Origin of the sequence: Kitasatospora sp. NPDC048545, assembly GCF_040651155.1 — a bacterium.
GTDB lineage: Bacteria > Actinomycetota > Actinomycetes > Streptomycetales > Streptomycetaceae > Kitasatospora.
In genome coordinates this window covers 144,662-158,514 of the sequence record NZ_JBEZIQ010000019.1, presented here as the reverse complement: position 1 = coordinate 158,514, position 13,853 = coordinate 144,662, and the positions used below count along the sequence as shown (strand labels likewise).

The window sequence follows — 13,853 nt, the reverse complement described above, 5'->3', positions numbered from 1 at the left end:
ACCACGGACCGGCGGGGTGACCACGGACCGGCGGGGTGACCACGGACCGGCGGGGCGGCCGCAGACCGGTGCCTGCGGCCGCCCCGCCGTGTCGGCGGCCCGGAGCTACTTGCCGGAGGCCGGGACGGTGCCCAGCCGGCCGGCCTGGAAGTCCTCCATGGCCTGCTGGAGTTCACGGTGGCTGTTCATCACGAACGGTCCGTACCAGGCGACCGGCTCGCGGATGGGCAGCCCGCCGAGCAGCACGACCTCGAAGTTGGCGTTCCGGGAGTCCTGGCTCTCGTCGGCCCGGATGGTGATCGAGTCGCCGTCGCCGAACAGGACCGCCTGGCCCATGCCGAACGGGCGGCGCTCCTGGCCGGCCGAGCCCTTGCCCGCCAGGCCGTAGGCCAGGGCGTTGAAGTCGGACCGCCAGGGCAGGGTGATTTGGGCGCCCGGGCTGATCGAGGCGTGGATCATGGTGATCGGGGTGTGGGTGGCCCCGGGCCCCTGGTGGCCGTCCAGCTCGCCGGCGATCACCCGCAGCAGGGCGCCGCCGTCCTCGGTGCTGAGGAGCTTGACGCTGCCGCCGCGGATGTCCTGGTACTTCGGGGCGATCATCTTGTCCGAGGCGGGCAGGTTCACCCACAGCTGGAGGCCGTGGAAGAGGCCGCCGGACTGCACCAGCGACTCCGGCGGGGTCTCGATGTGCAGCAGGCCGGAGCCGGCCGTCATCCACTGGGTGTCGCCGTCGGTGATGACGCCGCCGCCGCCGTGCGAGTCCTGGTGCACGAAGGTGCCGTCGATGATGTAGGTGACGGTCTCGAAGCCGCGGTGCGGGTGCCAGGGGGTGCCCTTGGGCTCGCCGGCCGCGTAGTCCACCTCACCCATCTGGTCCATCATGATGAACGGGTCGAGGTACTTGGTGTCGATCTTGGCGAAGGCGCGGCGGACGGGGAAGCCCTCGCCCTCGTAGCCCTCGGGGGCGGTGACCACGGTCCGGACCGGCCGGGCGCTCGTGACGGCGGCGTCCGGCGTGGTGACGCGCGGGAGGGTCAGTGGGTTGTCGACGGTCACGGCGGGCATGTCGGCCTCCTTCGAGGGGGGTTCTTCGGCCTACGTGCACGAGATTAGTTCAATTCTCAACAACAAGCAAGTTGAAAGTTGAACTATGTGGTTGGAGAGGGGCGCGGGGCTCCGTCCCTCCCCAGGATGGGGCAGGCGGGGGCTCTCCGCACCGCGGGGCGGCCTGCCGGGCTCGGCGGGCCGCCGAGCGTCGGCTGGGCGTCAGCCGTACATGCGGCGCATGGTGAAGTCGACCATCTGCTCGACGGCCTTGGCGTCGAACACCATCCGGTGCTCGCCCTCCATGTCCAGCGCGAAGCCGTAGCCGGTCGGCAGCAGGTCCAGGACCTCGGCGCCGGTGACGGTGAAGTGCTTGGAGTCCTTGCCGGCGTAGCGGCGCAGCTCCTTGAGCGAGCTGAACATCGGGATCACCGGCGTCGGGGTGTTGTGCAGCGCGAGGAAGCCGGGGCGTTCGCCGCGCGGGCAGTGCACCTTCGAGGTGATGAAGATGGCCTGGAAGTCCTCGACGGCCATCGAGCCGGTGGTGAACGCCCGGACGGCGTCCGCCAGCGACGGCGGGGAGGGCTCGGGGTAGAGCGACTGCTGGTTCGCCTGCGACTGCGCGCCGTAGGCGTCCGGTCCGGGCATGCCGTTCATGCCCGGCTGCGGCCCCGCCTGCTGCTGGTAGGGATCCCCCGGGTATGCGTTCTGGTCATATCCGTACACACGGACAGGCTAGCGGGAGCGCACCCGCCCGCGCTGGCGCAGATCCTGACAAGGAGTGGTCGCCCGGACTGTGGGACGTGACCACGTTCATAGCGGATTCACCGTCGAGGGCTTGCCCAAGTTACCGCTGGGTAGCATCATGATGCCTACTGGTGGGTACGGGACGCCGGACCGCGGCGGTCTCCCGGAAGCGACGAACCGGAGAAAACGGCCATGGGTCACTACAAGTCCAACCTGCGCGACGTGGAGTTCAACCTCTTCGAGGTGTTCGGCCGCGAGCAGGTCTACGGCACCGGACCCTTCGCGGACATGGACGTCGAGACCGCGAAGAACATCCTGAGCGAGATCGCGCGCCTGGCCGAGAACGACCTCGCCGCGTCCTTCACCGACACCGACCGCAACCCGCCGGTCTTCGACCCCGAGACCAACACCGCGCCGATCCCGGCCACCTTCAAGAAGAGCTACCAGACCTTCATGGACGCCGAGTGGTGGCGCCTGGGCATCCCGGAGTCGATCGGCGGCCAGGTCACCCCGAACTCGCTGATCTGGGCCTTCGCCGAGCAGATCCTGGGCTCGAACCCGGCCATCTGGATGTACTCCTCCGGCCCGGCCTTCGCCGGCGTCATCGCCGAGGAGGGCACCGAGGAGCAGCTCGAGGTCGCCAAGCGGATGACCGACCGCCTGTGGGGCTCCACCATGGTCCTCACCGAGCCCGACGCGGGCTCCGACGTGGGCGCCGGCCGCACCAAGGCGATCCAGCAGGAGGACGGCTCCTGGCACATCGAGGGCGTGAAGCGCTTCATCACCTCGGGCGAGCACGACATGTCCGAGAACATCATCCACATGGTGCTGGCCCGCCCCGAGGGCGGCAAGCCGGGCACCAAGGGCCTGGGCCTCTTCATCGTCCCGAAGTTCGACTTCGACTGGGAGACCGGCGAGCTCGGCGAGCGCAACGGCGTCTACGCCACCAACGTCGAGCACAAGATGGGCCTCAAGGCCTCGAACACCTGCGAGATGACCTTCGGCGCCAAGCACCCCGCCAAGGGCTGGCTGCTCGGCGAGAAGGTCGACGGCATCCGCCAGATGTTCAAGATCATCGAGTTCGCCCGCATGATGGTCGGCACGAAGGCCATCGCCACCCTCTCCACCGGCTACCTGAACGCCCTGGAGTACGCCAAGGAGCGCGTGCAGGGCGCCGACATCTCGCAGTTCCTGGACAAGACCGCCCCGCGCGTCACCATCACCCACCACCCGGACGTGCGCCGCTCGCTGCTGACCCAGAAGGCCTACGCCGAGGGCATGCGCGCACTGGTCCTGTTCACCGCGTCCACCCAGGACGACATGATGGCGGCCAAGCTGCGCGGCGAGCACGACGAGGCCTCCGAGCGCCTGAACGACCTGCTCCTGCCGATCGTCAAGGGCTACGGTTCGGAGAAGTCCTACGAGCAGCTCGCCCAGTCCCTGCAGACCTTCGGTGGCTCCGGCTACCTGCAGGAGTACCCGATCGAGCAGTACATCCGCGACGCCAAGATCGACACCCTGTACGAGGGCACCACCGCGATCCAGGGCCAGGACTTCTTCTTCCGCAAGATCGTCAAGGACGGCGGCCAGGCCCTCACCGCGCTGTCCGAGCAGATCCAGAAGTTCCTCGGCTCCGCCGCCGGCGGCGACGCCCTCGCCACCGAGCGCGAGCTGCTCGCCAAGGCCGCGGGCGACCTGGAGGCCATCGTCGGCAAGCTGCTCGCCGACCTGACCTCGGTCGAGCAGGACGTCAAGAACATGTACAAGGTGGGCCTCAACACCACCCGCCTGCTGATGGTCTCCGGTGACGTCGTGGTCGGCTGGCTGCTGCTGCGTCAGGCCGCGGTGGCCCTGGCCAAGCTGGAGGCCGGCGCCTCCGAGAAGGACGTCCCCTTCTACCAGGGCAAGGTCGCGGCGGCCCGCTTCTTCGCCAAGAACGTCCTGCCGACCGTCGCGCCGCAGCGCCTGATCGCCGAGGGCATCGACAACGAGATCATGGACCTGGCGGAGGAGGCCTTCTAAGGCCCCCGACCCTTCCGACCGCCTGACACACCCTCACACCGAAGGGCCCGGCTGCCACCGGGCCCTTCGGTGTTCCCCGGGCCGACCGGAGATCCCCCGGCCACGGCAGCCCCGCGGGTCGCGCCGCGGGGTCGTCCACGGTCCCGTCCACGGTCCCGTCCGGGCCCGGATGTTCCGAATGCCCTGTCCGTGTACGGGCATATGCTCAAGGTGCGAAGCCGACTCCCCATCCGGTTTCGGCCCTCCCTCGACCCAGGAGCAGTATGTCGACCGCCGCCCGCCAGGCATTCTTCGACCGGACGCACAGCGACGACCTGATCGCGTTCCTCGGCACCTCGCCGTCCCCGTACCACGCGGTCGCGAGCGCCGCGGAGCGGCTGGAGAAGGCGGGCTTCCGGCAGGTCGCCGAGACGGACGCCTGGGACGGCGCCGCCGGCGGGCGCTACCTGATCCGCGGCGGCGCGCTGATCGCCTGGTACCTGCCGGAGGGAGCGGGCCCCGAGACCCCGTTCCGCATCGTCGGCACCCACACCGACTCGCCCAACCTGCGGGTCAAGCCGCTGCCGGACACCGGCTCGGCCGGCTGGCGCCAGGTCGCCGTGGAGATCTACGGCGGCGTCCCGCTGAACACCTGGCTGGACCGGGACCTCGGCATCTCCGGCAGACTCGCCCTCAGGGACGGCACCGCCCGGCTCGTCCAGTTGGACGAGCCGCTGCTGCGCGTGCCCCAGCTCGCCATCCACCTGGACCGCCAGGTCAACGAGGGCATGAAGCTCGACAAGCAGCGCCACCTCACCCCGATCTGGGGCCTCGGCCCGGTCGACGAGGGCGCGCTGATCGGCTACGTCGCCGAGCGGGCCGGCCTGGCCGCCGACGACGTGGTCGGCTGGGACCTGATGACGCACGACGTCCAGCCCGCCTCCTACCTGGGCCGGGACCGCGAACTGCTGGCCGGCCCCCGCCTGGACAACCTGCTCTCGGTGCACGCGGCCACCGCCGCGCTCGCCGCCGTCGCCACGGCCGACGGCGCCACCGGACTGCCGTACATCCCGGTGATGGCCGCCTTTGACCACGAGGAGACCGGCAGCGAGTCCGACACCGGCGCGCAGAGCCCGCTGCTCGGCAACGTCCTGGACCGTTCGATCCACTCGCGCGGCGGCAACCCGGAGGACCGTGCCCGGGCACTGGCCGGCACCGTCTGCCTCTCCTCGGACATGGGCCACGCCGTCCACCCGAACTACAGCGAACGACACGAGCCGGGCCACCACCCGATGCCGAACGGCGGGCCGATCCTCAAGGTCAACGTCAACAACCGCTACGCGACCGACGGCGTCGGCCGGGCCGTGTTCGCGTCCGCCTGCGAGAAGGCCGGCGTGCCGTGGCAGACCTTCGTCTCCAACAACGCCATGCCCTGCGGGACGACGATCGGCCCGATCACGGCGGCGCGCCTCGGCATCAAGACGGTGGACTGCGGCATCGCGGCGCTCTCCATGCACTCGGCGCGCGAGCTGTGCGGGGCGGAGGACCCGTACCTGCTGGCGAGCGCGATCAAGGCCTTCCTGGAGGGCTGAGCCCCTCCGGTACGACGGGGCCCGGCGGACGACCGATCGTCCGCCGGGCCCCGTCGTCGTCCGCGGGCCTACGAGGGCTGCTCCATGCCGGCCAGGACCAGCGGGAGGCGGCGGGCGCCGTCGGCGACCAGCTTCACCGGCACGCCCCAGTCCTGCTGGTGCACGTGGCAGGCCGGGTACTCGATCTCCGGGTCGTCGTCGCAGGACGCCGCCATCGCCGAGACGTGCAGCACGCCCTCGGCGACCTCGTCGGAGAGCACCAGCTCGCGGGAGAGGTCGCTGTCCGCGCCCGCGCCGGAGACCAGCAGCTCCGGCGGGGTCGAGCTGACCAGCAGCCGGGTGGACGGGCCGTAGCGCTCGTCCAGCTTCTGGCCGCTCGGCGCCGAGAAGACCACGTCCAGCCGGAAGGCGCCCGGCGCGACCTCGGTGGCCGCGCGCCGGGTGCGGTGCGCCACCGACTCCACCCGCACCGCCTCCTCCGGCAGCCGCAGCCTGGTCAGCCGGTGCCGGGCCGACTCGACCACCACGATGTCGCCGTCCACCAGCACCGCGCCGGAGGGCTCGCGCAGGTCGGTGGCCAGCGTGCTGACCCGGCCGGTCGCCGGGTCGTAGCGGCGCAGCGCGTGGTTGTAGGTGTCACTGACGGCAACCGAGCCGTCCGGCAGCACGGTGACGCCCAGCGGGTGTTGGAGCAGGGCCTGGTCGGCCGCGCCGTCACGGTGGCCGAAGTCGAACAGGCCGGTGCCGACGGCGGTTTCGACCGTTCCCGTTTCACGTGAAACCCAGCGCAGCGCGGAGGTCTCGGAGTCGGCGACCCAGAGCTTCCCGCCGTCCGCGGAGACCGCGAGACCGGACGGCTGGGCGAACCAGGCCTCGGCGGCGGGCCCGTCGACCAGGCCCTCGTTGGTGGTGCCGGCCGCGACCCCGACCGTGTCGGCCGCCGGGTCGTACGCCCAGAGCTGGTGCACGCCCGCCATCGCGATCCACACCCGGCCGTCGAACCAGGCGACGTCCCACGGCGAGGACAGGTCCACCTCGCGGGCCGGGCCCGCGGTCGCCGAGCCCTGCCACCACTGCCGGCCGGTGCCGGCCAGGGTGGTCACACTGCCGTCGGCCAGCCGCAGGCCGCGCAGGGCGTGGTTGACGGTGTCGGCGACGACCACGTCGTACGCCGAACCCTCCGGCAGCAGCGCCAGGCCCTGCGGCTCGCTGAACCGGGGGCTGGTGCCGTCCACCAGGCCGCGCTGCCCGTCACCGATCCGGCGCACCACCGTCTCGCCGTCCTCGGCCAGCTCGACCAGCGAGTGGTGGCCGGAGTCGGCGACCAGGAAGTGGCCGTTCGGCAGCCGCACCGCCTTGCCTGGGAACTTGAGGTCCCCCGCGGTCGGCTCCGGCGCCACGTACGGGCCGTCGCCGCGGCGCAGCGTGCCCTTCGAGGCGTGCTCCGCCTCCAGCTCCTCGACCAGGCGGGCGATCGCGTGGGCGTGGCCCTCACCGGCGTGCTGGGCGACCACGTACCCCTCCGGGTCGATCACCACCAGCGTCGGCCAGGCCCGGACCGCGTACTGCTTCCAGGTGGCCAGCTCCGGGTCGTCCAGCACCGGGTGGTGCACCTCGTAGCGGGCGACGGCGTCCACCACGGCCTGGTGGTCGGCCTCGTGCACGAACTTCGGCGAGTGCACCCCGACGATCACCACGGTGTCGCGGTGCTTCTCCTCCAGCTCCCGCAGCTCGTCCAGGACGTGGAGACAGTTGATGCAGCAGAAGGTCCAGAAGTCCAGTACCAAAATGCGACCTCGGAGGTCGGCAAGGGTCAGGTTCTTGCCGCCGGTGTTGAGCCATCCACCGGCGCCGACCAGTTCAGGGGCGCGGACACGTGCACGAGATGCCATGCCCCAATGAAACCGCACGCCCGGTGTCCGCATTCCGGGCGTGACGGTTCAGAACTTCGGGCGGCGGGCCTCGCTCAGCTCGACGACCTCCCGGGCGGTGGCGAGCGAGGTGCCCTCCCAGCCGAGCAGGGCCTTGGTGGCCATGATCGCGGGGATCATCGCCGTCCCGCGCTCGACCAGCAGCCACTGCACCGCGGCCATGCCCCGGTCGGCGAGGACCGGGCGGCACTCCTCGACCAGGCCGGTCAGGTGGGCGGCGCGCTCGGCCGTCAGACCGCCCACGTTCGGGAAGAGGTCGGGGCGGGTGAGGTCGGCCTGCCAGCGGGTCTCGCCGTCCTGGGTGCGGGCGGTCGGGCGCAGGCCGAGGGTGGTGGCGACCCTGGCGGAGGCGCGGTGGTCGGGGTGGATGTGGGCGACGGCGGTGGTGGTGCCGGCGGCGGTGAGGTGGGCGAGCAGGGCGCGGGCGGCTTCGGTGGCCAGGCCGCGGCGCTGCCAGGGGGTCCCGACCACCCAGGCGAGTTCGGCCTCGTCCGGGCCGACGGTGGCCTGCACGTAGCCGATCAGGGCGCCGTCGGCGCGCAGCCGCAGGACCCAGTTGCCCCAGCGTTCGGCCGGGTCGGGGGAGCCGGCGGCGAGTCGGGCGCAGCGGGCGCGCATCTCCTCCGCCGTGGCCGGGCGGCCGCCGGTGAAGGCGTGCAGGGCCGGGTCGGCGAGTGCGGCGGTCAGTTCCCCGGCGTGCTCGGGGGCGATCGGCAGCAGGTCGAGGCGCTCGCTGTGCAGCGGGGCGGTGGTGGGGTCGGGGCGCATGGCGGTATTGAAGGCGATCACCGGGGTGCCGGGCGACGGTATTTCCCGCGGGTGCTTCGTGGCGGTGCTTTTCGACGGGCGGGGGATCGGGGTCGAATGGGACGACGTCAACACGGAGGAGGTCCCGCGGTGCGGTATCTGGTCAGGGAGAAGCTGTTCGCGGTCGGCGACGACTACTGGATCGAGGACGACCGGGGCCACAAGGCGTACCTGGTGGACGGCAAGGTGCTGCGGCTTCGGCACACCTTCGAGCTGAGGGACGCGCAGGACCGGGTGGTCGCGGTGGTGAAGGAGAAGATGCTCACCGTCCGCGACGCGATGAAGATCGAGGACGCCGACGGCGAGGTGATCGCGACCGTCCGGGAGAAGCTCTTCACCCCGTTCCGCGACAAGTACCTGGTGGACCTGGCCTCCGGCGGCGAGCTGAAGATCCACGGCAACCTGATCGACAAGGACTACCGGATCGAGAACGAGCACGGCGACGAGCTGGCCCGGATCAGCCGCAAGTGGTTCCGGATCCGGGACACCTACGGGGTGGAGATCGCCGACGGCGCGGACACCGGCCTGCTGCTGGCCGTCGCGGCCTGCGTCGACCACCTGGCGCACGAGGAGGACTGACCGTCCCCGGTTCCCGGATCCCCGGTCCGCCTCTCACCCACGTGGGGTATCTTTTGCCAACCCTTGACCCGGTCGGTCGAGGGATCCCCGGCCGGCCGGGGACGTACGGCGAGAGCGGACCGGGGGCTGGAACCACGATGAACGACATCCTGCACGGGCTCGGCGCGGCAGCGGCCTACGGTGCCCTCGGGGTGGTGCTGCTGCTCCTCGGCATCGGCCTGGTCGACCTGCTGACACCCGGCAGGCTCGGCCACCAGATCTGGGTCGAGCGCAACCGCAACGCCGCGGTCCTGCTCAGCTCCGCGCTGCTCGGCATCGGTGGCATCGTCTTCACCGCGATCATGTACACCTACGCCGACTTCGGGAAGGGCCTGGTCTCGACGGCCTGCTACGGGCTGCTCGGGCTGGTGCTGATGGCCGTCGCGTTCTGGCTGGTGGACCTGCTGACGCCCGGCAAGCTCGGCGCGATCCTGGTCGAGCCGGAGCCGCACCCGGCGGTGTGGGTGTCGGCCAGCTGCAACATCGCGGTGGCGGCGGTGGTGTCGGCCGCGATCGCGTAGCGGCGCGCCCGGGCGCCGGGCGGGCCGCGTCAGGCCGGGTGCGGCGCCCGGCCCAGGACGTGCTCCCACCCCCAGTCCCCCAGCGGCGCCAGCGCCGTGCCGAGGCGGCGCCCCGCCTCGGTCAGCGCGTACTCGACCCGGGGCGGCACCTCGTCGTACGCCTCGCGGTGCACGATGCCGTGCGCCTCCATCTCGCACAGGTGCGCGGCCAGCACCTTCTCGGTGATCCCCGGCAGCAGCCGGCGCAGCTCGCCGAAGCGGCAGTCGGGGCGCTCGCCCAGGGCCCAGAGGATCGACACCTTCCACTTGCCGCCGATCACGTCCAGCGCGGCGTCGATCATGGCCGTCCCGCCGATGATCGGCGTCCCGTCGGCCGGACCGTACGTCTTCTACAGCGGCTCCTCCGAGCTGTTCGAGGAGCACCGGACGGCCCTCGCCGTGCCCGCCGGCACCCGGTACGTCGGCGCGGACGCCGGGTACGCGGCCCTGCACGACGTGGCGCTGCTCAGCGCCATGTACGGCATGTTCGCCGGTGTCGCGCACGCTTTCGCGCTGGTCCGCGGCGAAGCCGTCGCACCGGGCGACCTCGCGCCGCTGCTGGCGAGGTGGCTCACCGCGATGTCCGGCTCGGTGGCCAGGACCGCGGAGCAGCTGGAGAGCGGCGACTACACCGGCGGCGTGGTGTCCAACCTGGCGATGCAGGTGGCGGGCCGGGCCACGCTGCTGCGCACCGCCGAGGAGCACGGAGTGAGCACCGAACTGCTCGACCCCTACTTCCGGTTGATGGAGCGCCGACTGGAGATCGGCAGTGGCGACGAGGACCTGACCGGGGTCGTCGACCTGCTGCGACGGTGAGGGCCGGCCGGTAACGTACCGGCATGGCAGACCTTGAAGAACGCGCCGACGTCGTCGCGTCCGACCCACGGCAGTCCGGGACCGGAGTGCTGGTCAGACCGCGTCGCGCCGACGACCTCGCCGACTGCGTCCGGGTGCTGGGTGCGGTCCACAGCACCGACCGCTACCCCGCCGACTGGCCCGACCGCCCCGCCGCCTGGCTCACCCCGGACGGTCTGCTGGCCGCCTGGATCGCCGAGTCGGACGGCCGGCTCGCCGGTCACGTCGGTCTCGCCCGCAGCGCCCGGGGTGACCTCGCCCCCGCCCTGTGGAGCCGCCGCACCGGGGGCCGCCCGGAGCTCACCGCCGTGATCGGCCGCCTCTACGTGGCCCCCGGCGCGCGCGGCCACCACATCGGCGCCCGGCTCCTCGCCTGCGCCGTGACGCACGCGCGGGCGCTCGGCCTGCACCCCGTCCTCGACGTCCTCGCCGTCGACACCGCGGCCGTCGCCCTGTACCGCCGCCTCGGCTGGACCCATCTCGGCAGCGGCGACCAGCAGTGGCCCTCCGGCCGCACGGTCACCGTCCACTGCTTCGCCGCCCCGAGGGGATAGGGCCCCGGAGGCCGGGACCGGTACCCCGCCCGCCTGGCCCCGGTGGTCGGTCGGGCGGGCCGGGCGCTCCCGGGGCAGGCGGGTCAGGCAGCGGGTCGGGCGGCGGCGGGCCGGCGGCGGAGGGCGGGGGTGGTGAGGGACGGGGGCTGCCGGACACCGTCCGCCCGGTAGAGGTCGGTGCCGGGCGGGACGATGGCGTCGACGCGGTCGAGGAGGGCGTCGTCCAGGACCAGGTCAGCGGCCTTGAGGGCGGATTCGAGCTGCTCCGCGGTGCGCGGGCCGATGATCACCGAGGTGACCGCCGGGTGGGCCTGCGGGAAGGCCAGGGCCAGTTCGGGCAGGGTGCGGCCGAGTTCCTCGGCGAGGGCGGTGAGAGCCTCGACGGCCTCCAGCTTGGCGGCCGTGGTGGGCAGGGCCGGGTCGAAACGGCCCGGGTTGAGGGCGGGGCGGCCCTGGGTGAGGTCCACCGGGCGGCCCTTGCGTAACGGGCCCCGGAGCGTCCTCGGCCTCCGGGATCCCCCGGGTGGGGGAGCCGGATCGTCGTGGGGGCGGAGGCCGTGGCGGGCGGCGCCGGGAAGCCTGGGGCCATGGTGAAGCACGGGTGGGTGCGGGACGGCCGGGCGGTGGTCGGGTGGGGTGTCGGCTACGCCGGGTTCGGGCTGGCGTGTGCGTCGGGGGGAACGGCGCTGTTCGGTGTCGCCTGGCTCGGGTGGGTGGCCGTCGGGGTGGGGCTGGGGGCGGCCGGGGCCGGGTGGGCGGCGGTGCGGCAGCGGGAGGAGGCGGGGGCGGGGGCGTGGCGGTCGCGGTGGCTCGGGCGGTTGTTGTGGCTGCTGTGCGGGCTGGCCGTGGTGTCGGCCTTCAGCCTGCTGATGGACGTGACGACGCTGGTGTTCGGGCAGGGCGTGGACAGCGTCCCGGACGCGGTGAACCGCGCCCTGGCCGCGTCCGGTGCGCTGCTGCTGGCCGGGACCGCCCGGAGCCGGCGGCCGGGCGGTGCCGCGGGCGGGCCGGTCCCGGCCCCGTCGGCGGCCCCGGCGCCGATCCAGCTCACGGCCTGGGCGGGGACGCTGGCCTTCCTGCCGTACGTGGTGATGAAGCTGGTCTGGGCGCTCGGCGGCACCTTCGCCGGGATCACCGGCGCCGAGATGTACGACGCGTACGTGCGCAACGGCTCCTCCGGGCTCTGGCTGACGCTGGAGTCCTGGGGGCTGGACGGCACGGTGTTGCTGGCGGCGGCCGGGGTGTTCCTGCTCTGGGGGCTGGTGCGGCCGTGGGGGCAGGTCTTCCCGCGCTGGACCCTGCCACTGCGCGGCCACCGCGTGCCGCGTTGGCTGCCGCTCACCCCGGCGCTGCTGGGCGCGGCGACGCTGGCGCCGTACGGGCTGGTCGGGCTCGGCTACCTGGGGTTGTGCAGCGCGGGGGTGGTCGGGATCCGGCACGGGGACATCGCCACGCCCGGGCAGACGCTGCAGGTGGCCTGGGTCGGGATCTGCGCCTTCGCCGGGTACGGGGTGGCGCTGGCGCTGGCGGCCCGCTCGTACTGGCGGCGCACCGGGGGCTGAGCCCGGTGGTCCGGGAAGCCGCCTGTTTGCTGGGGTGGCAACAAAGCTTGCCGTACCGGTGAGGTCGGCCGCAGCCTGGCGGTGGAGGTGAGCGCCATGCGCGAGACGACCGGGACGACGGTGACGACCGGGACGACGGTGACGAGGCCGGACGGGTGCTACGACGTGGTGGTGGTCGGTGCCGGCGCGGCGGGGCTGAACGCCGCACTGGTGCTGGGCCGGGCCCGGCGCCGGGTCGCGGTGGTGGATGCGGGTGAGCCGCGCAACGCCCCCGCCGCCCACATGCACGGCTACCTGAGCCGGGACGGCATGCCCCCGGCGGCGTTGCCGGCGGTCGGGCGGGAGGAGGTCGCCCGGTACGGGGTCGACCTGATCGACGCCCGGGTCGAGCACGTCGAGCACGTCGGCGGTGTCGAGCACGTCGAGGCCGCCGAAGTCGCCGAAGTCGCCGGTGCCGCCGGGCCGCGCTTCGCGGTGCACCTGGCCGGCGGCCCGGTGCTGCCCGCGCGCCGGGCGGTCGCCGCCCACCGCGCGTTCGGCGCCGCGGTGCCCGCATGAGCGGGGAAGCTTTCGTCAACCACGAACGGAGAGAACGGACATGACCTCTCAGCACCACCAGCACGGCAACGCCCACGGCAACGCCCACGGCAACGGCAACGGCCACCGGCACGGTCACGGGCACGGGCACGTCCCCGCCGCCGACTTCGACTGGGACGCGCTCGCCGCGCACCTGGAGCACGAGGCCGACCTGCGCGCCGCCGCCGTCACCGAGGCCGCGCGGTGGCTGTCCGACCTGTACGACCAGGGTCTGCAGGGGCCGGAGGGGACAGGCGGCGTGAGGAGGGTCCTGGACGTCGGCAGCGGGCCCGGGGTGATCGCCGGACTGCTGGCGGAGGCCTTCCCGGCGGCCGAGGTGGTGGCCGTCGATCAGTCGGCCGCCCTGCTGGAGCGCGCCCGCACCCGCTCCGGTGCCCGGCTCGGCACCCAGCAGGCGGACCTGCCAGCCGAGTTCGACAAGCTCGGCGAGGCCGACCTGGTCTGGTCCGGCAATGCGATCCACCACCTGGGCGACCAGCAGGCCGCGCTGACCTCGCTCGCCGGGGTGCTGCGGCCGGGCGGTCTGCTCGCCGTCGCCGAACGCGGTCTGCCCGCGCGCTACCTGCCCCGCGACTTCGGCCTCGGCCGCCCCGGTTTCCAGTCCCGGCTGGACGCGGCCCACGAGGACGGGTTCAGCACCATGCGGGCCGAACTGCCCGGCAGCACCGAGGAGGTCGAGGACTGGCCGGCCATGCTGGAGCGCGCCGGCCTGACCCCGAGCGGCACCCGCACCTTCCTGGTCGACCGCCCCGCCCCGCTCGACCGCCGCACCCGCGAGTACCTGCGCACCCAGCTCGGCCGGCTGCACGACCAGCTCGCGGACAGCCTCCCGCCGGAGGACCGGAGCACCCTGGAGGCCCTCCTCGACGAGGAGGCCCCCACCGGCATCCTCCACCGCCCGGACGCCTTCTACCTCTCCGCGATGACCGTCCACACGGCCCGCAAGTCCTGAGGAGCGGGGGCGACGGAGACCGGACCGGCATCT

11 protein-coding genes and 4 pseudogenes are annotated in these 13,853 nt (G+C 73.0%); 9 read left to right on the top strand and 6 right to left on the bottom strand.

All coding sequences use genetic code 11. From position 1 onward, the window contains the following. Positions 1 to 105 precede the first annotated feature (105 nt). Both AB0D10_RS20090 and AB0D10_RS20085 read right to left on the bottom strand, forming a co-directional pair. On the bottom strand, positions 106 to 1,065 hold the full coding sequence (locus tag AB0D10_RS20090) for a pirin family protein (RefSeq protein WP_360257965.1): 960 nt from the start codon (positions 1,063 to 1,065) through the stop codon (positions 106 to 108). A 201-nt stretch (positions 1,066 to 1,266) separates the two neighbouring features. Then, positions 1,267 to 1,701, bottom strand: coding sequence for an SseB family protein (locus AB0D10_RS20085; RefSeq protein WP_189913561.1), 435 nt, complete (start codon positions 1,699 to 1,701; stop codon positions 1,267 to 1,269). Between the two features lie 282 nt (positions 1,702 to 1,983). On the opposite strand from AB0D10_RS20085, the gene AB0D10_RS20080 reads away from it, so the two are divergent. Continuing rightward, the gene (locus tag AB0D10_RS20080; RefSeq protein ID WP_360257963.1) at positions 1,984 to 3,813 is read left to right on the top strand and encodes an acyl-CoA dehydrogenase; all 1,830 of its coding nucleotides are present in this window, start codon (positions 1,984 to 1,986) and stop codon (positions 3,811 to 3,813) included. A gap of 263 nt (positions 3,814 to 4,076) precedes the next feature. After that, positions 4,077 to 5,384, top strand: a complete 1,308-nt coding sequence (locus AB0D10_RS20075; protein ID WP_360257960.1) for a M18 family aminopeptidase — start codon at positions 4,077 to 4,079, stop codon at positions 5,382 to 5,384. Positions 5,385 to 5,452: 68 nt separating this feature from the next. Here the strand turns inward: AB0D10_RS20075 and AB0D10_RS20070 are convergent, their stop codons facing one another. Then, the gene (locus AB0D10_RS20070) at positions 5,453 to 7,276 is read right to left on the bottom strand and encodes an NHL domain-containing thioredoxin family protein (protein WP_360257958.1); all 1,824 of its coding nucleotides are present in this window, start codon (positions 7,274 to 7,276) and stop codon (positions 5,453 to 5,455) included. A 315-nt stretch (positions 7,277 to 7,591) separates the two neighbouring features. After that, positions 7,592 to 8,083: pseudogene (locus tag AB0D10_RS20065) on the bottom strand (GNAT family N-acetyltransferase); the annotation flags it as partial. A 129-nt stretch (positions 8,084 to 8,212) separates the two neighbouring features. Between AB0D10_RS20065 and AB0D10_RS20060 the strand changes: the two are divergent. Together AB0D10_RS20060 and AB0D10_RS20055 are read left to right on the top strand one after the other, a co-directional pair. After that, on the top strand, positions 8,213 to 8,701 hold the full coding sequence (locus AB0D10_RS20060; protein ID WP_360257955.1) for an LURP-one-related family protein: 489 nt from the start codon (positions 8,213 to 8,215) through the stop codon (positions 8,699 to 8,701). A 137-nt stretch (positions 8,702 to 8,838) separates the two neighbouring features. After that, a complete protein-coding gene (locus tag AB0D10_RS20055) occupies positions 8,839 to 9,261 on the top strand; it encodes a DUF350 domain-containing protein (protein WP_360257952.1) in 423 nt (140 codons plus the stop codon). 29 nt (positions 9,262 to 9,290) lie between these two features. Here the strand turns inward: AB0D10_RS20055 and AB0D10_RS20050 are convergent, their stop codons facing one another. Then, complete coding sequence (locus tag AB0D10_RS20050) at positions 9,291 to 9,602, bottom strand: helix-turn-helix domain-containing protein (RefSeq protein WP_360257949.1); 312 nt, start codon at positions 9,600 to 9,602, stop codon at positions 9,291 to 9,293. Here AB0D10_RS20050 and AB0D10_RS20045 point away from each other — a divergent pair. Together AB0D10_RS20045 and AB0D10_RS20040 are read left to right on the top strand one after the other, a co-directional pair. Next, positions 9,598 to 10,116 (top strand): annotated as a pseudogene (locus AB0D10_RS20045) (NAD(P)-dependent oxidoreductase); the annotation flags it as partial. The gene AB0D10_RS20050 and the pseudogene AB0D10_RS20045 overlap by 5 nt on opposite strands. A gap of 23 nt (positions 10,117 to 10,139) precedes the next feature. Beyond that, positions 10,140 to 10,709: a GNAT family N-acetyltransferase gene (locus AB0D10_RS20040; RefSeq protein ID WP_360257946.1), complete on the top strand. Its 570-nt coding sequence runs from the start codon at positions 10,140 to 10,142 to the stop codon at positions 10,707 to 10,709. Between the two features lie 83 nt (positions 10,710 to 10,792). Here AB0D10_RS20040 and AB0D10_RS20035 read toward each other — a convergent pair. Then, positions 10,793 to 11,191 (bottom strand): annotated as a pseudogene (locus tag AB0D10_RS20035) (aldo/keto reductase); the annotation flags it as partial. Between the two features lie 105 nt (positions 11,192 to 11,296). Between AB0D10_RS20035 and AB0D10_RS20030 the strand changes: the two are divergent. From AB0D10_RS20030 to AB0D10_RS20020, 3 genes and pseudogenes are all read left to right on the top strand, one after another. Then, the gene (locus AB0D10_RS20030; RefSeq protein WP_360257944.1) at positions 11,297 to 12,271 is read left to right on the top strand and encodes a hypothetical protein; all 975 of its coding nucleotides are present in this window, start codon (positions 11,297 to 11,299) and stop codon (positions 12,269 to 12,271) included. 96 nt (positions 12,272 to 12,367) lie between these two features. Then, positions 12,368 to 12,796, top strand: a pseudogene (locus AB0D10_RS20025) (FAD-dependent oxidoreductase); the annotation flags it as partial. Positions 12,797 to 12,869: 73 nt separating this feature from the next. Next, on the top strand, positions 12,870 to 13,820 hold the full coding sequence (locus AB0D10_RS20020; protein ID WP_360257942.1) for a class I SAM-dependent methyltransferase: 951 nt from the start codon (positions 12,870 to 12,872) through the stop codon (positions 13,818 to 13,820). Positions 13,821 to 13,853: the final 33 nt, after the last annotated feature.